We start from the raw sequence: 21754 nt of genomic DNA, 5'->3' as shown, positions 1-21754 counted from the left end.
CGATAGCCGGTCGTCCACCGGTACAGGTGCGGACCATCCGGGTGAACGACCAGAACCCAGCAACTACCTAAGCCTTCGATTCCCGTAAGACTGTCCCGCAAAAATGCCCGGTGAAGGTGCCGTAAACGGGCTCTTCCCAGATGAGGGTGTAGTTGGCGTTGGCGTGGCGGTCCCGGGATAGACGTCGAGGTCTCCCGACGATGGAGGTTCCTACGCCATCCATCCGAAAGACCTCGACGTGTCCGACGCTACCCCGCCGGCCGGCTTCGGCCGCCCTGACCTGACCGCCTTCGCGTCCTATCCCAATCGACTCTGATCGGGTCTGCTGATGCTCTCGACGAGAACGCAGCGACATCGCAGCCACCCAACTCCGACCGTCCGGGAAGCCGGGACACGTCACATGGCCTGTGCTGCGGGCGTGTCGAGTGGGTCGTTCAGGGGGCGACGCAGGAGCGTCGACGCGACGTGCTGAGAGGTGATTCCAGTCGAGCACTGGCACACCGGCTACAGGCATGGCGATAGGTCAGGAACGGTGTCGCTCCCTACGCAGGAGGGAGCGCAGAGTCTCGGCGTTCGCGTAGCCGACTCGTAGCGCGATCTCGGCGGAGGTGAGGTCCGTGGTTGCTGAGAGGTGCCGAGCTCGTTCGATGCGAAGCCGTTGGACGAAGCCGAGCGGAGTCAGGTTGAGCGCCGCACGGACTCGTCTTTCGAGGGTGCGCCGGCTGGTGCCAAGTGACTGCGCGACGAAGGCGACGTTGAACGGTTCGTCCAGGCGGGCGCGCACGAAGCGTTCGAACTCGACGACGATCGAGTCCTCGTGCCGGAGATGTTCGTAAGCGACGAAGGCCGCCTGCGACGGGCGCTCGTCGATGATGAGGAGCTTGGCGACATGTTGGGCCAGGTCGGGGCTGATCGATCGCACGAGTGAGAGCGCGAGGTCGATGTGGGCGAACGCGGCGCCGGCGGTGACGAGGTTCCCGTCGGTCACGACCATGGTGTCGAGATCGAGGGCGACGGTCGGATAGCGCTTCAGGAACTCCGGCCCCAGGAACCAGCTGGTCGTCGCCCGCCGATGATGCATCCGTCCGGTCTCGGCGACGGCGAACACGCCGGTGCACGCCGCGGCGATCCGGGTGGTCGCCTCGTCGAGGCGCCCGAGCGAGGCGATGACCGAACGAGCATCTCGGCTCTGGAGGGCGTCGTTGGTAGCGGCGGCCGTAAGGGTTCCAAGCGCAGGGACAACGACCACGTCGAACTCTCCGGACTCCGACAGCGGGTGGTCCACCGACAGGGTCATCGATGCCGTCGTGGTCACTCGCCGTTTCGGTCCGAGGATGGCGAGTTCGATCGGGTCGATCCGCGGGTCGACATCGCCGCGGGCACCCTCGGCCACCCGCACGATGTCGATGATCGACGCGATAGCCGAACCGAAGCAGCCGTCGATCGCGATCAGTCCAATACGCATGACGTAAACAATAGCAATACTGCCGTATACGCCACTCCCCACCGGCCCTCGCTCGTCATACGCTGAACTCGTCCCACGAAGAACCCCGATTTCAAGGAGAGTCCCTCATGTCCACACCCGCATCACTTCCGTATGCCTTCGTCGCCAAGATCGTCGCGGCCGATGGACAGCACGACGCGGTCGCCGATCTGCTCGCCGGCGCTGTCGCACTCGCCAACGAAGAAGTAGGAACGATTGTCTGGTTCGCGGTCAGGACCCACGCCGACACCTTCTGGATCTTCGATGCATTCCCCGACGAGGCCGCTCGCGACGCCCACGCCGACGGCGCCATCGTCGCAGCCCTGATGGCCAACCAGCACCTCCTCGGCGCAGCACCCGAGATCCTGGCGGCCGACGTCCTCGCGTCCAAGCTCCCGTAGTCCGCCAACGCACGTCCGCAACGCGAACACAACACGAGCGCTGCCGGTCACAAACTCAACAGGCAAACCAACGGGCGGCTATGGAGCGGCTCGAGCCACAAAGCGCACGCCACATTCGAAGGAGCAATTGATGCCATCTATTCCTACATTGTCGTTGGACGACGCCAAACGTGTCATCGCGGCAGCAGAAGCTGAATCCAGCACGCAGGGTCAGCCCAGTAACATCGCCGTCGTCGATGCCGGCGGCAATCTCGTCGCTCACGTACGGATGGACGGAGCGTGGCTGGGCAGCATCGACATCTCGATCAACAAAGCTTTCACGGCCCGAGCGTTCGACACAGCCACCAAAGACCTCGGCGACCTCGCCCAACCCGGTGAGCAGTTCTACGGCATCAACGCCTCCAACAACGGTCGGGTGATGATCTTCGCCGGTGGCATCCCGCTCGAGCGCGACGGCCAGGTCGTCGGCGCCGTCGGCGTCAGCGGAGGAACCGGCGTCCAAGACCAGGCCGTCGCCGAAGCCGCCGCCAGCGCCTTCTGAGACCGACCCGCACCGAACCCGGCCCCCGGCCGGCACGAGGCTGGATGCGTGCGTCGTCGACGTAGCCGGTCACGGCTCGGACCTGACGGCCAACCAGCACCTCCTCGGCGCAGCACCCGAGATCATGGCGGCCGACCTCCTCGCGTCCAAGCTCCCGTAGTCCGCCAACGCACGAGACAACCGCGCCCCTCCGAGCCGTAGCCAGGTCGCGACGCAACGTCACGCTGCGTTGCCGAGCGGTGCGAGGCCTATCGACACACGGACAGGATGCCGGCCGCGAGGGGTCCGTCGCAGAGGAGAGCGACGTCGGTGTCGGGCAGAGCCGTGAGGCCAGCGCATCGCGCGACCACCAGACCCGAACAGCCCCTGCCCTGCGTTTCCGCAGGTCAGGGGCTGTTCGCCGGAGCCCCCTGTGGGAATCGAACCGACGACCTCATCACGTCGGCTTTGCGTCTATCGCTTGATGTGCCCACTGGGCGAACGAGCCGCTGACCTGCGCAAACGCCGAGCGTGGGGGGAGCCTGACACGGTTTCCCGGACACCTGAGTTGAGGCGATGATCGTCTCGGAAGGAGCCCGTGAGATGCCTGCTGCCCACTCGCCGGAGTTCCGGCGTCGAGCCCTGGATCTGGTCGCCCAGGGAAACCCTGTCGGTCAGACCGCTCGTGATCTGGGGATCAGCGAGTCGTGCCTTCGGAACTGGATAAACCGCGACGCGATCGACTCCGGCCGCAAGGCCGGGATCACGACCGACGAGCATATGGAGCTGGTCGAGCTGCGCCGCCGCAACCGCGTGCTGGAGATGGAGAATGAGATCCTCAAGCGCGCCAGCGCCTATCTCGCTCGGGAGAACGTACTCCCAAAATAGGGTTCCGGTTGGTCCAGGAGCTTGCCGCGGATGGGGTTCCCGTCGCGGTGGCCTGCCGGTTCCTCAGGGTGTCGACCTCGGGATACTACGAGTGGGCGTCGCGTCCGCCATCGCCGCGGACGATCGCTGATAGGGCGCCCCCGGCGACGATCCGGCGGGTTCACCGCGATTCGCGCGGCACCTATGGTGCCCCGCGGGTGCTGGCCGAGCTGCGGCTCGGGCTCGGTGTCCACGTGGGCAAGAAGCGCGTCGCCCGGGTGATGCGCCTGGATGGCCTGACCGGGGTGTCTCATCGACGCAAACGACGAGGCTGGAAGCCGGACACGGCGACGCACGAGGACCTCGTGAAGCGACAGTTCCGCGCGCACGAGCCGAACCGGCTCTGGTTCTGTGACATCACGCAGCATCGCGCGAAAGACGGGTGGGTTTACTGCGCCGCAGTGATCGACGCGTTCTCCCGCCGCGTCGTCGGCTGGTCGATCTCAGACAGAATCACCGCGGAGATCGTCGTTGACGCGCTCGAAATGGCTCGCTGGCGCCGCCGACCCGAGCCTGGCACCGTGGTCCACGCCGACCGAGGAGCGCAACACACGTCGTGGCTCTTCGGCCACCGACTCAGGCAAGCCGGACTGCTCGGCTCGATGGGGCGAGTCGCCTCATCGGTCGATAACGCGCTCATCGAGTCCTTCTGGTCCACGATGCAACGCGAGCTCCTCGACCGCTCAACCTGGACATCCCGGACCGAGCTGTCGTCGGCGATATTCGAGTGGATCGAGGGCTTCTACAACCCCACCCGCCCGCACACCGCGCTCGGCAACCTCAGCCCCGTGGAGTTCGAACGACTTCACAACCCCGCCGCAACCGCGGCATGATCAACACAGAGAAACCGTCCGGGAAACCGGGTCAGGCTCCACCGACCGCTCGCAACCGTTCAGGAGCAGGATGCAACCCTCGACAGTGTTCACCATCGGTCACTCCACACACCCGATCGAGGAGTTCATAGCGCTGCTCGAAAACAACGGCGTGCAACAACTCATCGATGTGCGGACGGTTCCCGGCTCCCGACATAACCCGCAATTCGGCGCGCAGGCGCTTGAGGAAAGCCTGACGCACGCAGGCCTGCACTATGCGCGGATGGAAGAACTCGGCGGTCTCCGCCACACCCCAGTGAATGTGGAGAGCATCAACGGCGCCTGGCGCAACAAAAGCTTCCGAAGCTACGCCGACTACATGCAAACCGAGCCCTTCGCGCGTGGAATAGACCGTCTGATCGATCGAGCAAAAGAGAAGATTGTGGCGATCATGTGCGCGGAAGCGGTCCCGTGGCGCTGCCACCGGTCTCTCATCGCGGATGCGCTGCTCGTTCGCCACATTTCTGTGAAGGACATCATGAGCGCCACCTCCACCAAACCCCACACACTCACGTCGTTCGCGTCGGTGGACGGGCAGCGGGTCTGGTACCCGCCCACTAACCTGGAAGGGCAACCGTAGGCATAGCGAGCCTCTCGCCGATGTGACCGAGTTGTCATTCCGAGAATGGATGTCGTCCACCATGGGCACACTGCACTACGGCGGGTCGGAAGCGCCGATCGTCAGCACCCCGGCGACGGACAAGGCGGTGGACGCGGAGGGCAAGGCCTGGCAGGTCGGCAACGCGCTCATTCAACGCCCCGGCACGGGCGAGGACATCGCGTACATGGCGCTCTACCTGGCCTCCGACGAGTCCTCTTGGGTGACCGGACAGAACTACAGCGTCGACGGCGGCGCGACCGCCGGGTGGCGGAACGACAGCGAGACGGACCGACTGGCCGCGAAGAACGGCTGACACGCGGGTCGCGGCGCGACCGGTGACGGACGGGAGGCACAACACCAACGCCCAGCTCGACACGCTGGTTCTCTCGCAGGCCGGAAGGGGCCCCGGGCGTCTACGCGAACTTCGTCAACCCGGAGGCGTTCTACGCCCTCTACGGCATGGAGTTGTGCGGCGGCGCGGGCGCCTGCAACCGCCCCCCGATCGACGGCACGGAACTCCCCATCCGGTGATCCCGTGGAAAACCAAACGACGAGCGCGCGAACGCGCGAAGGAGCCGCTGACACGGCGCAGCAGAAGCTCTGTTTCTTTGACCTTTCCGGCTGTCGAGAATACGTCGGCTCCCGCGACTCCGTTCCTACAATCTCGAACGCGCCCTACGGGCTTATATCGCTCGACATTGCGCGCGCTGCGCGCTCCGCCTCCGTTTTATCTCTGTCTGCCGGAAGGCGAAGAAAAACGGTTGATCAGGGAAGGGGATGAAGAGACGAACGAGCAGGGGATTGTGGTCTACTGGTGGAAGTGACATACCCAGGCGAGAACTGTTACCCCATAGTTCTCCGTTCCACCGGAAGAGGCTGACGCACCTTCGAAGGGATGAGGCAGGCGTGCTACGCGTGAACTAACGGGCAGGTCTGTGCGTGGACCGCAAGCTCTCGCACTGTGCCGTAGTCCAGGTTCTGCCCGCTGCGCAGCCGGATGCTTAGCACTGTGCGCACGGCGTTTACTTGCTCAGCGCTGAGTCCCTCGAACAGCTCGGGCCAGTCAGAATGTGCTCGCGCGACCTCGGGAGGCGTTAGGGCGCTGACGCTGAGCAGGGCGTGTCATCGGACGTACTTCTTTCGCCCGTCCTCGACGTTCGACCCGTACTTCTCGTCCAGCTCGGCGTATGCCTCGGCCGGGGTGGTGCTGCCGTTGAGGATGCGGCGGGCGCGGTCGAGTGCGTCGGCGTCAGGGAAGTGTCCGGCGAGCTGCTGGGCCTTCTCGATTAGGGCGAGATCGTTCTCAATTTTTGGTTCGCTCATCGCATCAAGATTCAACGACGGCAGCAGGCAATGTAAACATTCGCTCCAGCAGGGGTACAAGACGCCAGATCGCGGCGTGGTGCTGTTCTTCGGTCAGATCATCTAGCACGGGCGGTTCTTCACCTGTCCAGCCGATTGCTTCGGCCACCGCAGTGAGCTCCACGCTGTCCCATCGCAACCGTCCTTCATCCCGCATCTGAGCGCGGAACTGTGACAGTGGACCGCCCGACTGGTGCACCTTGGCGATCTCGGGGAAGCGCGCCAAGCGGACGTGGAAGATCGCGACCTCGTAGCCGTGCAGAAAGATCATCACTCGGTCGATTCGGATTGGCCGTCCAATGTACATTCCAGGCCGCTTCGCGAATGCCTCCGCCTGACTGTAGATCGGCATCTGCGTTGCCTCAGGATCTGTCATCGCTCACGCCCCGTCCCTGTGGTTGAGATTCTCGGTTACCAACGACATTGATTCGCGATCTCAGCCGGTGAGTAACGACTACGAGTGGCAGACGATCCTGCGCTCAATAGTCCACGGCGGCGCGGTCGTAGGCGAACCGCGCGTCGGATTCGTTCAGCACCTTCGCGCGCACGTCGGCGAGCTTCAAGTCGAGCACTCTGAGCTTCCCGTCTATCCGGCTGATTGCCTCAATCCTGTGGAACTGGTCCCCGTAGGCCTCGGCGAACCTCGCCATGCCGTGTAGCTTCCACGCCGCGTCCGGGAGCCAGTGGCCGTGGGGATCCACGATGCTCGCTCGCACTCCGTCTTCGCCGTTGGCGAAGAAGAGGAAGTCGGGGCGCAGTGTGCGCCATTCGCCGTGACGGTCCTGGTAGGCGATGCTCATCGAATCGCGGCCGCCTGTTGGGTTCCGATACCAGGCCAGAGCCCCGCCCCTCGACATCTCGGCGTCCAGCACCTCGATCTCGTCGGGGTTCAGCTTCCCGACCGGGAACATGCCCTCGTCGTCGGCCAACAAGTGCAGTGCCCGTCGTTCAAGGAGCTGTTCGGAGTCGCCGGTGACGCGTTTCGTCTCCTCCTGGCGGTTCTTCGGCAACGCCATTGAGATGAGCTGAGGGTCCGTGCTCATGGCGGTGATCTCTGCGTAGAGGCTCTGCCTTGACTCGGAGAGGTCTTTGATCGCGACACGGTACTTGCCGAGCCACTCGTGTGCGATGCGGTCGGCCTCGGTATCGAGCGCGGGACGGGTCTGCGGCAGCATAGCGAGGGCTGCGACTCGGACGTTCGCGTCGCGGTAGGCGTCCTCGTCCTCAGCGTCCGCGGCGAGATGTTCGACGTAGGTACGGGCGATGTCTGGCGTGATCGACCGCGCGCCTGTGCGATATGCGTCCTGGATGGCGCGGTCGTCCGCGTACTCCGTCCACGACTCGTCCTGGCGGAGCCCGTGGCGTGCTTGTCCGCGAACGGTGCCGCCAGCAACCGTCTGAACGTCTTTGAGCGCCTTCGTCAGGTCGTTTGCATACTGAGCCGAGAGTCCGTTCAGAACACCGTGGAGGCGCTCGTGGGCGAGCTTCCCCGCGTCAGCTAGCAGCCGGTCAGCCGCGAGCGCGTGTGCCAGCGAAGTGAGTCGCTTGATCGGGTTCGCATGCTTGCGAGGCAGTGTCTCGGCAGGCAAGGCTTGGAACAATTCCCAGACCTCGTCCGGGACGGCCTGGTTCGGCGTCATGACCTGTGGGTCGACGAGGACACGCTGTCCCGTCCCGCCGCCCGTGGTCAGGTCGTTGCCCATGATCCGCTCCAGCACGAGGCTGGCCGTCGCCTTGTTGAATTTCGGCAGGATGCACTCGACGCTGTTGAGCAGGTCGTCGCCCTCGATACGCCTGGCGAGCGGTGTACGGATCATCCGGCCGAGAAGCTGCGTGATGTGCGTCTCGTCCCTCGCTGGGCGGAACGAGACCATGACCTCAGCGCGCGGGCAGTCCCAGCCCGTGCTGATGGCGTCCTTGGCAAGCAGCACACGGACGTAGGAGGCGTCCTGCACGCGCTCCGGGGAGATGTAAGGCACGCTGTGCGAGCCGAACGTCTGCGCAGTGTGCTCGCCAAAGACGTGGGCGATCGCGTCCGCCTCCAGTTCAGGCCACTCGTCACGGATCACGTCGATAGCCGAGGCGACCTCCGTCGGCGACGGCTTGTTCGGCACCTGAAGCACCATGAGGGGCCTGACGGGCTCCTCGTTCTGATCGTTCGCGTACGCCGTCCAGGCCGCAGAAATTCCTTTCACCTTCCGGACGCCCCGGCGCAGCAGCACTGTATTGAAATCACCCGTCTCCGCGGGAAAGTCGAGCACGATGTCGTCCTTCAGTAGACCCGACTCCTGGATACGCACAGGGTCCACCTGCACCGTCGCGAGGTGCACACGATTCGATTGCACCTCGGCTTCGCTCATTGCAGCCTCGAACCGCTGCACAGTCGCCGAGATGCCCCAGACGATCGGCACCGGCGGCACGTCATTGTGGCCGTTGATGAGGCGCTTCACGATGGTCGGCGTCTCCGACGGGCGTTTGCCCATGCCCCGATGTGCTTCGTCAAGCACCATGTAGAGCGTGAGGTCGTTGTCCTCGATCGTGTTCCGCAGGGTGTCCCAGAACGTGAACGGCACTGTGTCTGCATGCGAGTCGAAGCCAGGCAGGGTGTTGGAGTCGTCGCGGCCCCGCACGAGCAGGCTGTTCTTCGACAGCTTCGAGGTGTTCAGAAAGTAGACGTTGCCCGACTGGAGTTTCTGGTATCTGAACGGGTGCTCGACCGTGACGAGACGGTTGCGCAGGCGGTCCGACGCTTGTTCCAGCCGATGCTTGGTCTGCTGGTTCAGCGCCGGGTCGTCGCTGAACCACAGCACGACGGCGCCGGGGTCCGGCGCGATGCTGAAGTCGTCGCTGCCCCAGAACAGCGACTCGATCACGGCCGCAGCCATGACCGTCTTACCGGCGCCCGTCGTAGCCGTCAGCGCCACCGACGAGACTCGCCTGCTCGCGCTGCGGTAGAAGTCCCGCGCAGAGGTCAGTTCGCGCAGCGTGTCACCGACCGCGTCTGCTTGGTAGTCCTTCAGCGTGAAGCGCATCAGAAGTCCCCCGTCATCTCGCAGTTGCGGAGGTAGTCTTCATATAGGCGGACGGTTTCGACGCCGCGGATCTCGTCGGCGACCTGCTGGTACCGCCCCTCGTCGTCCGTGACGACGTACACGATCCGAATGCCGCCTTTCCCGCGCAGTGCCTCGACAAACTCGGCGGCCTGGTCAAGGTCGCGAAGGATGCCGTAGCTGTCAGCGATCGCCCATCCGCCTTCGATCCAGTCGATGCGAGAGCCGACCGCACCGGCGCGTAGCCACAGCATCGGAGCAATCGCCGCGAACGCGCGGTCCACGCCGACGAGCCACTTCGACTCGTACGTCAGAGTGAAGAAGGCGGCGTTCTCCTCGAACCCCTCAGCCATCGGGAACTCGTCGACGAACTTGTAGTCGCCCTTGATCGGGGCGCCGTCGGGCGTCTCGCCCGTGATCGCGGCGCGGATGCGCGGCTTCGTGATGTAGTCGCAGATGCCCAGCTTCTCCCACTCGGGATCGCCAGGCCGCACGCCCTTCCTGCGCAGAGCGGCCTGTTCGTCGGCCGAGACTTCGTTGTTCGTCACCGAGATGCACTGACGGCGGCCGCCGTCCTGCTTGTTCAAGCGCATGACAGCGTGAGCTGTCGTCCCGGAACCAGCGAAGAAGTCGAGAATGACCGCGTTTGGTTTGTCGGATAGAAAGAACCTCAGGGCATCCTCCACTGCGTAGAGGCTCTTCGGGTATGGGAATGAACGACCCGGCAGAAGGCCCGCAACGAGCTTCGAGCCATGCCATCCCGCATTATGAGAGACCCTGTTCCAAGTTGTCTTTGCTGCACGATCACGAGACACCATCGACGTGTCTATGATGGCTGCGCCAGTCAAAGGGTTGCGGCCGGTCACACTGAGTTCGCCCTTTTCGATCTGATCCTCGGTGCCCTGGTTCACCGTCATGATCGAGTAGCCTCGTCCCCGTCGCTGGGACTTGGTGGCTCTGATCAGCCCTTTCTCGACCCGCCGTCGCGCGACCTCGACCCCTGTGCGCCAGCGAGCTTCCGCGCCCGTGGCGGTCTTCGGCCATACCGCGACCTCACCCGCTGGGACTGGCACCGTCTCGACACTCGTCCCAAGCGGAATCGGCGCCCCTACCCGAACAATGCGTCCGGTTGCTTCCTCTACAAAAATCGGGAAGAACAAGTTGGGCGAGTCTGCCCTCAAGTTCCCCTTGCCAGTCCGAACGTATTGAAACCACACCTGAGACTTGCTCTCGGATTGGCCTTCGTTCAGCATGTCGTCAGTCGTGCGGGCGGCTGCCATCTGCCCCATGAACACGAAGAAGATGTATTCGTCAGACCGACTGAACATTCCGTCACGCACTGAGCCTTGACTACTGATGACGCTCGTCACCATCTGGATACGCGCTTCGGGAAACGTCTGCTCCAGTAGCAGGCCAAGGCGCAAGTACTCCTTCTCGTCGATCGTGACTATCAACACGGAGCTCGCGGGCTTCAGGAGCCGCTTGGCGAGCTTCAGCCTCCGCTCCATGAACGCCAGCCACTTCGAATGCCGGTACAGGTCGTCGCCCTCGACGTAATCGTTGTTGTACTTCCAGTCGCGCGATCCTGTGTTGTAGGGCGGGTCGATGTAGATCGCATCCACGGACTTCTCGTGCGTGAACGTGAGCTGCTCCAGGACGTGGAAGTTCTCGCCATTGATGACCGTATGGAACGGCTTATTGCCGCCGCGCTCGATGGTCCCGTCGGGGCGCAGGCCGGGGTAGATGCGGTCACGGAATTCGGCCACGAGAACCAGGTCATCCAATGCCACCGAGGCGGCCTCGATCTTCGCGCCGTTCGGCGTCGAGATGTCGGCGGTCTCTCCGTTGATTCCATCGACAGTCCAGATGCGCTGGTCGCCGTGCCCCGTCACCCCTCTCGGAGGGAGCACTCGAACCTTGCTCATCTTGCGAATCTTGTGCGCGGGAAGCTCCACCGCCTCCGGCGCATGACGCTCGAAGTTGAGCCCGAACGGTAGACGCTTCTGGAGTGGCTGGATCTCGCTGTCGAGGTCCTTAGCGAGCTGCGGATCGAGTTGATTGACGGTGCGCAGCAGGTCCGACAAGCGCGACATGGGCGGGCTCCTTCTGGCAGGACAAGAACGAGTCCGTTCTCGCGTGTGCGCGAGTGGCACGGACTCGATCTCAGCCTACTCAACAGCATCTGAGGACACGAAGGCCGCGAGTTCCCGGCAGTGTTCTACTGGCTGGACACACCAGGACGGGAGGGATCCCGGATCGCCGGGTACACCAGATAGGTGCTACCCGATGACTTGATCCATCTGCCTGTCGCCGATAGTGATCGCCCTGTGAGATCCGCCAAGGGTCCGAGCGGGACGGTAGCGGTCAGGTTGATCATCGCAGCGCCGCGCAGCAGGATGGTCTCGCAGCCGAGGTCTCTCAGGCGTTTGGTAAGCGTCGAGGGGTCGATGTGTCGGCCAGGAAGGGCGGGTGATGGGAATAACCATCCTTCCGGGGATATAGCGCGCTGCGCCAGTTGCATGCCGAGCAGTTCGGTGACGCGTGGCGCTAGGTGGAGCGGAGCGTTCCCGAGGGAAAGCGTCGCCGTTTCGCCTCGATAGACGATGTTCTTGTCTTGGAGTTTGACGAGCCGTGTGATCGGCGCTGCGTAGAGACCGACCATCAATCCGACGAGCCTCGTTCCCTCGTTCAGCTGATCGTCTTCGAGGAAGCGAGACACCCAAGAATGATGGGTGGCCTCGCTGTAGGCGAGCGACGGGGCGGACTTGGGTCGTACCGGGGCGGAGATTCGGCGCATCGCGCCGGTCTGTTTCGCCCATCGGATGAAAGGACGGATCGCGATTGCTCTGCTGCGGCGCGAGGCAGCGAACTCGTCGAAGATCGACTGCGGGGCGGATTGCAACGACAGGTTCCGCGCTTCGAGCATCTGGAGGAATTCGAGCGCCGCGCGGCTCATCTCTCTGGCCCGGCTGAGGGTGCTATCGGTGATGCCTCGTCGTCGAATCTGCACGCGCGCGGTGGCAGGAACGATCCAACGGGTGAAGATCGTAAATTGCTCTCGGTTCGCCTTTGGGCAAATCGCGATGAGTTGATCCGCCCATTGTTCATATGACGCCCAGGGGTCGCGTTCTTCTGTCAGACATCCCGTGACTTCAAGCAGAGCCCGAACGCGCAATGCTGCATGCGGATGCTCGGGCATCTCCAACGCGCGTTGACTGATGGGGATCTCGCCATCGAGAATCCGCCGCAGGATCGCGATGCTAGTGCTGCGGCTCATCCAGCGCAGAAGCCGGTCCGCGTCGTGCTTGTAGGAAAGGAGATAGTGGCGTAGAGGTTCGAGGGCAGCACGCGCGTCGCTATCCGACGCTTCGGAGAATAGCTCCTCGACTTGTTTCACCAGATCGCAGCCCGAGCACAGCGTCCGCCGTGCCCCCCGTTCGCCTCCGCATTCATTGCAGGTGAAAAGTGGTGCGTTCCCGGCACAGTCTGCACACACCAGTCTGTCGTCCTTGTCGTGGGCGATCACACGTTTGTCACCGCACTCAGGGCACGGCTTCATAAACCCGGCGGTCGAGATGTAGCAGCTCTCACAGACTCCAGTACCGATGCGTGCGGAGTAAAGCCGCCGGACCTCGTGACAGATGAAACATACGATCCGCGGTTTCGGCACGCAGTCGTTGCAGTACGGCTTGTCGCCGACGATGGAGTGGGTCGTGCGTAGCCGCCCACACTCCGCGCATTCCCTTCGCGACCTCGGGTCGCGCCGCCAGCAGTTGGCGCAGAATTGTGACTCACCAATGCGGCGCGTGATTGGTAGAAGCCTGTCGCATATAGAGCAGGGCGCAGCGTAGCGGCGTTTCGTGCAGCGCCCGCCGAGCCGTTCTCCGGTCGGACTTGTCTGTTCCAGGAAGCGCTCTTCGCCGCACTGTCCACAGGCGGGCAGGGCGACTTTCAGGTCTGCGGTGCGAGCTTTCCGGAGGAGCCGCTGTGCCGCGCGTGGCATGGCCTGATCCCTTGACGAAGCGAGCGGGGGCGCGCTGCGGAGGTAGGCAGCGAGGCGTCCTGCTCCCATTACCGTCGGCGCGATGGCGATGACGAGTTGCTCGATCTTCGCAGTCGGAGCGTCGCTCCAAGGGCTGCCCTGCTCAAGGAGGATCGTCGTTCCTGGGTCCAGGTTCCGACGGTTGCGCGCTCGGTCCTTGCGCCGTCTCTCCTTGCCGATCGCCGCGTTGATCGCCGGTGTCGAGCTGGGCATGACACTCGTTGATACTGCCGAGATGTACGGCGACGGCGCGGCGGAAGCGCTGATCTGCGAAGCGCTAGGCGACCGGTGCGGCCGGTTGTTCCTCGTCAGCAAGGCGTATCCGCAGAACGCCTCGCGCGCACGCCTTTCACGCGCATGCGAGGCGAGCTTGAGACGTCTCGGCACCGACCGGCTCGACCTCTACCTGCTCCACTGGCGGGGATCGGTGCCGCTCGTTGAGACGATAGAAGCGATGGAGGCGCTGAAATCGGCCGGGAAGATTCGGTATTGGGGTGTCAGCAACCTCGATACTGACGACATGGACGAGCTTGTTGCTGCCGGCGGGGATGGCTGCGTGACCGATCAGGTTCTCTACAATCTCGTCCGTCGAGGCCCTGAGTTGGAATTGTTGCCGTGGCTCGTCGCTCATGAAATGCCTGTCATGGCCTATAGTCCCGTCGAGCAGGGACGACTCTCGAGCCATCCCTCCCTTGTGAAGATCGCAGCTAAGGTTGGTGCTACCCCTGCGCAGGTCGCACTTTCCTGGACGTTGCGGCACGATGGCCTCATTGCGATTCCGAAGGCGAGTTCGATCGCACATGTGCGGGAGAACCGGGCAGCCGCAGATATCGTCCTTTCCGACGCCGATCTTGCGACACTCGACGCGGCATTTCCTCGGCCACGCGACCGTCGCCCGCTCGAGATGCTCTAGCTCGAATGGCGGTCTTCTCTCTCAAGGGAACCGAACATGAGACGGATCGGCTCGAGGTGTTCAGCGACGCGGTGTTTGCGATCGCGATCACCGTCCCTGTGGTGGAACTGCGCGCACCGAGGCCTGAGGATGGCGACCTCGCCGCGGCCTACCTGAAGCTGGCACCGGACTACGCCGCCTACGTCCTCAGCGTGATCCTCATCGGCCTCTATTGGTCCCACAGTCATTTCAGCGGCAAGCTGCTGGAGAAGACCGACCACGGCTACAACCTGCTGACCATCGGCTTTTTGGCTGCGGTCAGTATCACTCCATTTCCCGCGCGCCAGTTGGTCGAACATTTCGGTGGAGATGCGGACAGCACGACCGCCGCCCTTTGGTACCTGGGCATAGCAGCGGCACCGGCGACCTGGTGGTTTCTTCGGTGGGTGTACGCCACCGCCAGAGGTTTTCCCGATCGAAGGCTAACCGAGGCTTATCTTCGCCGCCTTACCATCAAGTATGGTCTTACCGCCGCTGCCTATTGGGCGGCATTCGGCTTGGCGTTCTGGAATTGGCGTGTTGGATTGATCGCGGCGGGGATTGTAACGTTGAGCTACGTCATTTCCCCCGCAAAGCCCGTGTTCAGACCCGGTATTGAACCGGGACACGATCAGATGGCTCGTTGACTGAAGGAGCGGATAGTACCTCGGAGCTGCACGCTCCTTGCGAGTGAATAGCGACCTACCGTCGTCCGACGTTTTCGGGCTTGCTTTGCTCGCCGTCCGCCAGATCGGCTAGAACATGCGCACCAGGCCGCAATTCGGGCACCGCCAGACCGGGGAAGTCGGCGGGTTCCACGACGGTTGCAGCTGCACCAGGCAGCGCTCACAGGTAGGGGAGAAGCCCGGCCATTCGTCGTCATCCACGATGCCAGGCAACCAGGATGCTGGCGGCGCTGCAGAAACCGTCCACAGGGGACGTTCAGCGCCTTGCAGGAGAGGCCGGGGTGACAGCCGAGGCCCATACCCATGCCTTCATCTCCGTCTCGCCCACGCGGAACCTGATCGCGCAGGCATCCGCTGTCGACCGGCAGACCTCCGCGTCGACGAGCGCCGGCGTGGCGCCGAAGCGCACCCACGCTTTCGCAGGCTTCGGCCGCGGGTCGATCGTCACCGGTTCTACGTCTAAGCGCAGGTCGGCGCTCGAGAGCGACTGCAGGGGGCCGGCCTCCGCGGCGATCCGCTCGAGGATGCGCGTATCCATCCTGCGATCGGCCGCCGACGCGTATCGCTTCGATGTACCCACTGCCGATCCTCCTTGCGGACCGCCAGGTTATCGATTTTAGAACAGATGTTCTATTTCGTGTGCTCGTCCGCCAGGTCGTCCGAGGCGTCAGCCTCGGCTTGAATCTGCTCAACCTCGGCCCGCAGTCGGATCAATATCTCCTTGCTGTGATCCGCGAGTGCGGTATCCCAGGCATCGACGACGCTGGTCGGGTGTCGACTGTGGCTCTTTTGATCCGAGAACCCCATGCCCTGAGACTGGGGGAGAGGGTTCCGCGCAGCGGGACCCGGGCACCACCCCGGCTCGATCGCTACACACATCAACGCAAGGCGAGCCCCTTGACACGTGGTTCCCGAGGGTGTCCGCTACCTCGCGAAGGGCTGCATTGTCAAGGCTCTGCCAGGAGGCTATCAAGGCCAGAAGGCTACCGAGCAACACCATCAGATCGGAGTAGACATGAAAGCAGTGGTGTACGAGGGACCCCGTCAGGTCAGCACGAAGGAGGTCCCGGACGCGAAGATCGAGCGGCCCACCGATGTCCTGGTCAGGGTGACGACGACGAACATCTGCGGCTCGGACCTCCACATGTACGAGGGGAGGACCTCCTTCGAGGTGGGCCGGACGTTCGGGCACGAGAACATGGGGGAGGTCATCGAGGTCGGTAGTGGCGTGGAGAAGGTCAGGGTCGGAGACCGGGTTGTGCTCCCGTTCAACATCTCGTGCGGGTTCTGTAAGAACTGCGAACGCGGCCTGACCAACTACTGCCTCACCACTCAGCCCGACCCATCACTCGCCGGTGCGGCTTATGGGTTCGCCGACATGGGTCCCTATGGCGGTGGCCAAGCGGAGCTTCTCCGCGTGCCTTTCGGTGACCACAACGCGCTGCGCCTGGGCGAGGATGCGGAGGATAGGGAGAACGACTACGTCATGCTCTCTGACATCTTCCCCACCGGCTACCACGCCACCGAGATGGCCGGCGTGATCCCCGGCGACAGCGTTGTGATCGCTGGGGCGGGTCCGGTCGGATTGATGGCCGCCCTGTCCGCGATGATCAAGGGCGCAGCAAAGGTGATGGTGGTCGATCGCCACCCTGACCGGCTCGCGCTGGCCGAGCAGATCGGTGCGATTGCCATCGACGACTCCAAGGTCGACCCCGTGCAGGCTGTGCTGGACGAGACTATGGGGCTCGGAGCTGACCGTGGTTGCGAATGCGTGGGCTACCAGGCCCACGATCCGCAGGGCAACGAGGACACCGCCGCCACCTTGAACATGCTCATCAACGCGGTCCGCTTCACCGGAGGGATCGGCACCGTCGGCGTGTTCGTCCCCCAGGACCCGGGGGCCGAGGGCGAATTGGCCAAGCAGGGCAAGGCGGCCATCGACTTCGGCACACATTGGTTCAAGGGGCAGACCATGGGAAGCGGTCAGGCCCCGGTCAAGCGGTACAACCGCCAGCTGCGGGACTTGATCGCGGCCGGCAAGGCGACCCCTTCGTGGATCGTCTCCCACGAGATCTCGCTGGACCAGGCTGCCGATGCCTACAAGAACTTCGACGCCAGGTCCAAGGGTTGGACTAAGGTCCTCATCAAGCCCGGCATGTCAAACGGAACGAAGGAAAACTGAGATGGCAGCAGAACTTCAGGGCAAGAGGGTCGCGATCCTCGCCGCCGACGGAGTCGAACGCGTTGAGCTCGAGCAACCCCGCGAAGCACTGGAACGGGCCGGCGCTCAGACCGAGGTCCTTTCGATCCACGACGGCGAGATCAAGGCCCGTAAGAACGACCTGGATGAAGCGGGCACGTTCACCGTCGACGGGTTGGTCGCCGACGCCTCGGTGGGCGACTACGACGCCCTGCTGCTTCCCGGCGGCACGGTGAACCCCGACCAGCTCCGGGTCGACAAGGACGCCGTCTCCTTCGTCCGCGACTTCGTCGAAACTGGCAAGCCCATTGCCGCGATCTGTCACGGGCCTTGGACGTTGATCGAGGCTGGCGTGGTCGGAGGTCGCACCTTGACGTCCTTCCCGAGCATCCGCACGGATCTGCGCAACGCCGGAGCGGAGGTCGTTGACCAGGATGTCGTGGTCGACGGGAACCTGATCACCAGCCGCTCACCCGACGACCTGCCTGCGTTCTGCGATACGATCGTGGCGAAATTTGCGAGCAGTTCGACCCAGGAAGAGGTGACGTCATGAGCGTCACGAAGGGACTGCTTGTCAGGCTGGAGGCCCTGCCCGGCAAGGAAGACGAGGTCCAGGAGTTTCTCGGCATCGGGCGAGGGCTCGTCGAGGAGGAACCGGCCACCACCGCGTGGTTCGCGATCCGTCTCGGCCCGTCCTCATTCGGGATCTTCGACGTGTTCCCCGATGACGCCGGCCGCGACGCGCACCTGTCCGGCGCAGTTGCGACCGCTCTCGGCGAGCAGACGGGCAAACTGTTCAGCGAGCCGACGATCGAGAAGCTCGACGTCCTGGGCTCCAAACTCCCCGCCTGAAACCACAGACCGGGGAGTACTGACCCAGAAAGAGTCGCGGCGCGCGGTGACTTCGGGCTTACACAGCCCGCTGACATCGTGGCAGCGGCCCCTTCCCTTTCGGCCTACCGCTGATCACCAACAGATCGGGAAACCGCGATGACAGGAACTGACGACGGCGTTGCCACGACGCGTTCACCCGAGGTAGCAGTGATCGGGGGCGGGATCGTCGGTCTCTCGACGGCGTACGCGCTGCGGGAGCAGGGCGTGCCGGTGCGCTTGTACGAGGCTGGTGTGCCCGGGACGGGTCAGTCCGCAGGCGAGTCGCGGATCTTCCGGCATGCCCACGACGACCCGCGACTCGTCGCTTTCGCGCGCGAAAGCCGCGGCGTATGGGATGAGTGGTCCGAACACTTCGACGTCGAGCTGGTCTCATCAGACGGTGTCCTGGCGATCGGAGACAGCGCCCTGGCGCGGCTGCGGGTGCTCGACCAGGTCGGCGGCGTGGTAGCGCACGAGATCGATGCGGCCGAGGTCGCCCAGCGGATGCCGCTGCTTGCTGGGTACTCGGGGCCAGCGGTGCTCGACGAGTCGGGCGGCGCGATCCGCACCCGCGCCGCGATCACGGCACTAACGGGTGCCCTCGCAGATGCGGTCACCACCGGTGAGGTCATCTCCATCGATCCCCGCGCCGACGGGACGGTCGAGGTGCGCAGCGTCACCGACCGGGCTGTTTACTCCAAGGTGATCGTGTGCGCCGGCCGCGAAACCGCCCGCCTGGCACGCAGCGTCGGCCTGTCGCTGCCGGTTCGCCTTGCCGCTCACGTCAGGCTGACCTTCGACGTGAAAGCCGCCGCCCCGGAACGAGTCGCGTGCCTGCAGGACAGCAGCGGCGTCTTCGGCGAAGTCGGCGTCTACGCGACGCCGCTACCGGGCAACAGCAGCTATTCGGTCGGACTCAGCGACACCGTCCGCGTCCGCGACGACGGAACTTTCATCGACCCGGCGGCGATTCGATCGCTGGACGAACGCGCACGCGAGTACGTGACACGGGCGCTGCCCGGTCTCCACCCGGAGCCGCGCGACTTCCTTCACTGCTGGGTGACCGATCTCCCGTGGAGTGAGGACGGCGTGGCCGTGTGGGAGGCAGGCTCTGTCCTTTTTGTGGCCGGTCACAATTTGTTCAAGCAGGCACCTGCGCTGGGTCGCGCTCTTGCCCGGGCTGCGACCGGCGGCGGTCTCCGCGCCGAGCTCACGCACGAAGCGCGCCTCGGCGAGGCCCAGAGCTAGGGCATGTCTCCCAATCGCGGGGGTGGCCCGCAACTCTGGACTCGTCGCGATGGGGTCACGTTGGTGGCTGCGTGCAGTGCGGCGGTGAGGTAGCCCGCGGAAGCACCGACACCTTTGTCCGCGACGACGCACCGCGACCTCAAGGACGGTGGGTCGCCACCCCAGCGGCTCGTGCGCGAGTCGACGGATGACCGTGTCCCGAGCAGCGCCCTCGGCGCCGCAGCGTCGGCACCACTCATCAGGGGTCAGGACCCCCGGCAGGCGAGTCAGAGCGAGTCGAGGTCGAATCTTGCGACGTTATCGGCCGCGCGCCCCGGCACTGCAGACCGCTTCGTGCACCAGGCCGGAGCCTAGACAGGCTCGCTCGGAGCCATCCTCGGCCTTGAAGACATCGAACACCATTGCGTAGCCGTCCTCGTTGGTACCCAGGTCCACGCCGCTCGCCGCGGGCGTCGAGTTCGGGGCCGAGGAGCAGGTGTTCTGGTGCTGGGTGTGGGGAAAGGCAGTGGAGAACGTGTATGCGCCCTGCCCTGATTGACGGGGTCATCGTCAGTAAGCTCATGCCATGACCCTCAAGTACATTGGTGGCACGCTGCCGAAGATCGGTGTCTACGCCATCGGGTTCGGCTCGCTCACCCGCCTCCCCTCGGGGAGCTGGGACTTGAACGCCAACACCGTCTCCTCCGTTGACATCGTCGGAACCGGCAAGGAATACAACTACGCCGCAGGAGGCGCCGGGATCGTCGCTGGCAGCATCATCGCCGGGCCCGTCGGAGCCCTGGTTGGCGGACTGGTGCCCAAGGCCTTCAAAGACGACACGGTACAGTTCCGCATCAACTTCCGCGACGGGAACATCGCGCACTTCTCAGGGTCTCCACGCGAGTACAGGAGCGCGCTGAACGCGTCGTTCAAGGGGCACACCGCGGCCCCCACGACGCTAGCTTCGCCAGTTCCCACTCCCGCCCCGGCCGGAGTGGATACTGAAGTCGTCAAGCTCCGCGCCGAAGTAGCCAAGCTCCGATCTGAGCTCGGGCTCGCCACGACCGAGGTGGAGCCCGAGGCCGTGACGGCTCCCGCACCAGCTCGCGCTCCGGTGGACCTTGAGGGTGACCGCCGAGCCGAGGACGTAGAAGCAGTAAGGCGAGGTGTCGGGATGTCGCCGGAGGAGAAGGTCGCGCGTCGCGACTTGCCGAAGCGCACCGACGGCATCGCTACCCGACTCTGGTTCGAAGGCGTCGCCGAACTCGAGTACGTGAAGGCTCCACCTACGGGGGAAGACCGGAAGGCTCGGAAGATCCGAGAGGCTCTGAACGCCGCGCACCGCGCCACCTACAAGAGTGAGCTTTCGGTCGAGAAGAAGAAGATCGAGAGCGTCATCCGTAACCTCAACCTCCCGTTCAAGGAAGGTCTGTTGCTGCTGACCGAAGTGGGCGACGAGTTCCGCAACCGCACGCTCCGCTGACAGCGAGGGCCCTCTCTGCCGCTCCAACGTTAGTGCGCATGCATGCTGACCGTTCGGGACAGCGGAGGCGTGACGTCCGCCACGGGCTCAGCTGCTCCACGACCAGGCGTCGTGTCGGGCAGCCAGTAGCGACTCCTCGAGACGCCCTTCGCAGAGCTGCGTGATGTTGCGGGATGAAGCCGCTTCGGGCAGCGCCACGTTCTACCACTGCGCCCAGGTCCAAGGGTCGTTCGCCCCGGTCTGCAAGACGCTGAGCACGTCCTGCAGGCCTGAGTCGGCCCTGCTAGCTGAGGCTCGCGGGTTAGGAGCTCACATACCAACGGCACATCCTCAGACCGATAAGATCAGGCCGTGCCTCAGGAACGCGCTCGTCCTAGTAGACCGCTGTGTCGATGACGGTGGCGGACTTCTGCACGCACGAGTGGTCGTGGGAGTGCGAAGGTGAATGTGAGCATTGGTGCTGGCACTCGCACGAGTGGGAATGCCTACAGTATGAGTGCGACTGCGAGAGCGTCGAAGGCGCCGTCGATGACTCGTCCGGAGCGGGCGAAGCGGACCTCAGGCTGAGAGACCTGGCAGCTATCGCCGCCATTGGAGGCCTCGCGTACGGCACTGTACGACTATTCCAGAAGCGGCGCGAAGGCAAAGGTGAAGCCGCGGATCAATCTTCCCAAAATGCCGACGCAGACAGCCCTGGGACAGTCGTTGACGCAACGCCGATGATGCCCTCAGCAGGCTGGTACACCGACGGCGCAAGTGTCGGGCTACGTTGGTGGAACGGCGCCGCATGGACGGAGCACCGTCAGTCGGCGCCTACGATTCCTGCAGGGTGGTACGACGACAGGGTCGGTTCCATCCGGTGGTGGGACGGAACGGGCTGGACGGGTCACGTCGCACCTATGCCCTGAGCGGTGCCCAGTGCTACGGCGCCTCCGCATTCCACATACCGGCGTACTCCTCGGCCACGGACTCCCAGGCGACTCGCGCTGCAATGGTCATGTCCGGCAGACGGGAGGAGCCTGTCGCGCGGACAACGAAGTCGTGAGAAATGGGCCGACGCGCGTGGTCTTCCCTTCCTTCCGGATCCAAGAAGCGA

The 21754-nt window shown here is 64.2% G+C and carries 22 protein-coding genes and 1 pseudogene; 15 read left to right on the top strand and 8 right to left on the bottom strand.

Annotation, left to right across the window (positions count from 1 at the left end):
- Positions 1-523: 523 nt before the first annotated feature.
- Positions 524-1465, bottom strand: a complete 942-nt coding sequence (locus FY549_RS15075; protein ID WP_105950101.1) for a GlxA family transcriptional regulator — start codon at positions 1463-1465, stop codon at positions 524-526.
- A 107-nt stretch (positions 1466-1572) separates the two neighbouring features.
- Between FY549_RS15075 and FY549_RS15070 the strand changes: the two genes are divergently transcribed.
- The 7 genes and pseudogenes from FY549_RS15070 to FY549_RS15040 all read left to right on the top strand — a co-directional run bounded on the left by FY549_RS15070 (position 1573) and on the right by FY549_RS15040 (position 5117).
- A complete protein-coding gene (locus tag FY549_RS15070) occupies positions 1573-1884 on the top strand; it encodes a putative quinol monooxygenase (RefSeq protein ID WP_105950100.1) in 312 nt (103 codons plus the stop codon).
- Positions 1885-2014: 130 nt separating this feature from the next.
- Positions 2015-2425 carry a GlcG/HbpS family heme-binding protein gene (locus FY549_RS15065; protein ID WP_105950099.1) on the top strand — a complete coding sequence of 137 codons (411 nt, stop codon included), beginning with the start codon at positions 2015-2017 and terminating at the stop codon, positions 2423-2425.
- A gap of 82 nt (positions 2426-2507) precedes the next feature.
- Positions 2508-2585: pseudogene (locus tag FY549_RS15060) on the top strand (antibiotic biosynthesis monooxygenase); the annotation flags it as partial.
- Positions 2586-3007: 422 nt separating this feature from the next.
- Positions 3008-3292, top strand: coding sequence for a transposase (locus FY549_RS15055; protein WP_158698552.1), 285 nt, complete (start codon positions 3008-3010; stop codon positions 3290-3292).
- Between the two features lie 47 nt (positions 3293-3339).
- The gene (locus FY549_RS15050) at positions 3340-4164 is read left to right on the top strand and encodes an IS3 family transposase (protein ID WP_234024242.1); all 825 of its coding nucleotides are present in this window, start codon (positions 3340-3342) and stop codon (positions 4162-4164) included.
- Between the two features lie 70 nt (positions 4165-4234).
- Positions 4235-4783, top strand: coding sequence for a DUF488 family protein (locus FY549_RS15045; RefSeq protein ID WP_105950096.1), 549 nt, complete (start codon positions 4235-4237; stop codon positions 4781-4783).
- A gap of 49 nt (positions 4784-4832) precedes the next feature.
- Positions 4833-5117 carry an SDR family oxidoreductase gene (locus FY549_RS15040; RefSeq protein ID WP_199787651.1) on the top strand — a complete coding sequence of 95 codons (285 nt, stop codon included), beginning with the start codon at positions 4833-4835 and terminating at the stop codon, positions 5115-5117.
- A gap of 809 nt (positions 5118-5926) precedes the next feature.
- On the opposite strand, the gene FY549_RS15035 is transcribed toward FY549_RS15040, so the two are convergent.
- From FY549_RS15035 to FY549_RS16805, 5 genes are all read right to left on the bottom strand, one after another.
- Positions 5927-6127, bottom strand: coding sequence for a hypothetical protein (locus FY549_RS15035; RefSeq protein WP_105950095.1), 201 nt, complete (start codon positions 6125-6127; stop codon positions 5927-5929).
- Between the two features lie 4 nt (positions 6128-6131).
- Positions 6132-6542: a hypothetical protein gene (locus FY549_RS15030; RefSeq protein WP_126892903.1), complete on the bottom strand. Its 411-nt coding sequence runs from the start codon at positions 6540-6542 to the stop codon at positions 6132-6134.
- 103 nt (positions 6543-6645) lie between these two features.
- Positions 6646-9198, bottom strand: coding sequence for a DEAD/DEAH box helicase (locus tag FY549_RS15025; RefSeq protein ID WP_105950093.1), 2553 nt, complete (start codon positions 9196-9198; stop codon positions 6646-6648).
- Positions 9198-11309 (bottom strand): site-specific DNA-methyltransferase, encoded by a 2112-nt coding sequence (locus FY549_RS15020; protein ID WP_105950092.1) that lies wholly within the window; start codon positions 11307-11309, stop codon positions 9198-9200. Before FY549_RS15020 ends, FY549_RS15025 begins: the two co-directional genes overlap by 1 nt.
- A 125-nt stretch (positions 11310-11434) precedes the next feature.
- Positions 11435-13471: a hypothetical protein gene (locus FY549_RS16805; RefSeq protein ID WP_162604560.1), complete on the bottom strand. Its 2037-nt coding sequence runs from the start codon at positions 13469-13471 to the stop codon at positions 11435-11437.
- Here FY549_RS16805 and FY549_RS15010 point away from each other — a divergent pair.
- Together FY549_RS15010 and FY549_RS15005 are read left to right on the top strand one after the other, a co-directional pair.
- Positions 13431-14171 (top strand): aldo/keto reductase, encoded by a 741-nt coding sequence (locus FY549_RS15010; protein WP_238695569.1) that lies wholly within the window; start codon positions 13431-13433, stop codon positions 14169-14171. The two genes, FY549_RS16805 and FY549_RS15010, sit on opposite strands and share 41 nt — an antisense overlap.
- A gap of 5 nt (positions 14172-14176) precedes the next feature.
- Positions 14177-14836 (top strand): TMEM175 family protein, encoded by a 660-nt coding sequence (locus FY549_RS15005; protein WP_105950089.1) that lies wholly within the window; start codon positions 14177-14179, stop codon positions 14834-14836.
- Positions 14837-15131: 295 nt separating this feature from the next.
- Here the strand turns inward: FY549_RS15005 and FY549_RS15000 are convergent, their stop codons facing one another.
- Positions 15132-15413: a hypothetical protein gene (locus FY549_RS15000; RefSeq protein ID WP_199787650.1), complete on the bottom strand. Its 282-nt coding sequence runs from the start codon at positions 15411-15413 to the stop codon at positions 15132-15134.
- Positions 15414-15505: 92 nt separating this feature from the next.
- On the bottom strand, positions 15506-15682 hold the full coding sequence (locus FY549_RS16585; RefSeq protein ID WP_153244971.1) for a hypothetical protein: 177 nt from the start codon (positions 15680-15682) through the stop codon (positions 15506-15508).
- A gap of 208 nt (positions 15683-15890) precedes the next feature.
- Here FY549_RS16585 and FY549_RS14995 point away from each other — a divergent pair, with 208 nt between their 5' ends.
- The 6 genes from FY549_RS14995 to FY549_RS16880 all read left to right on the top strand — a co-directional run bounded on the left by FY549_RS14995 (position 15891) and on the right by FY549_RS16880 (position 21566).
- Positions 15891-17057 (top strand): glutathione-independent formaldehyde dehydrogenase, encoded by a 1167-nt coding sequence (locus tag FY549_RS14995; protein ID WP_105950087.1) that lies wholly within the window; start codon positions 15891-15893, stop codon positions 17055-17057.
- A 1-nt stretch (position 17058) separates the two neighbouring features.
- Positions 17059-17628, top strand: coding sequence for a type 1 glutamine amidotransferase domain-containing protein (locus tag FY549_RS14990; RefSeq protein ID WP_126892905.1), 570 nt, complete (start codon positions 17059-17061; stop codon positions 17626-17628).
- Complete coding sequence (locus FY549_RS14985; protein WP_105950085.1) at positions 17625-17927, top strand: putative quinol monooxygenase; 303 nt, start codon at positions 17625-17627, stop codon at positions 17925-17927. The genes FY549_RS14990 and FY549_RS14985 overlap by 4 nt, the downstream gene beginning before the upstream one ends.
- A 138-nt stretch (positions 17928-18065) precedes the next feature.
- Positions 18066-19196 (top strand): NAD(P)/FAD-dependent oxidoreductase, encoded by a 1131-nt coding sequence (locus tag FY549_RS14980; RefSeq protein WP_174235357.1) that lies wholly within the window; start codon positions 18066-18068, stop codon positions 19194-19196.
- 565 nt (positions 19197-19761) lie between these two features.
- Positions 19762-20658, top strand: a complete 897-nt coding sequence (locus FY549_RS14970; RefSeq protein ID WP_105950083.1) for a hypothetical protein — start codon at positions 19762-19764, stop codon at positions 20656-20658.
- Positions 20659-21050: 392 nt separating this feature from the next.
- Positions 21051-21566, top strand: coding sequence for a DUF2510 domain-containing protein (locus FY549_RS16880; protein ID WP_316247132.1), 516 nt, complete (start codon positions 21051-21053; stop codon positions 21564-21566).
- The last annotated feature ends 188 nt before the right edge of the window (positions 21567-21754 follow it).

It is taken from the genome of Microbacterium sp. 1S1 (assembly GCF_008271365.1).
In the GTDB taxonomy this organism is placed as follows: domain Bacteria; phylum Actinomycetota; class Actinomycetes; order Actinomycetales; family Microbacteriaceae; genus Microbacterium.
This window is presented reverse-complemented; position numbering and strand designations above follow the sequence as displayed.